The organism is Pseudomonas sp. AC463 (assembly GCF_979253585.1).
The window spans coordinates 1-233 of sequence record NZ_CEEDDZ010001209.1; the positions used below are offsets into that span (position 1 = coordinate 1).

The 233-nt window shown below is 59.7% G+C and carries 1 protein-coding gene; it reads left to right on the top strand.

What is annotated here, in order from left to right:
• Positions 1–233 (top strand): hypothetical protein (locus AC0IYH_RS34160; protein WP_471838930.1); only part of this gene is annotated, 233 nt, incomplete at both ends.

Here is a 233-nt window from a genome sequence, read left to right on the forward strand (position 1 = left end):
GATCACAACAAGGAATATCAGGCTCAGGTCGATCTGACCCTCAAATTCAGCGAGACCGGCTTTCTTCGTACGTTCCAGGCCGGAATGCGCGCCAATCGCCGCGAGGTAGCAAACAGCTTTGGCTTTCGTGATGCGTTTCCGAGAATAGTGATAGGGGGCGAGGAGTTTTTCGCTCCCCTGGCGGCTTTGCCGGGGGCCGAGTCCGCTCGCCCGATCGGGCCACCCATCAGGGG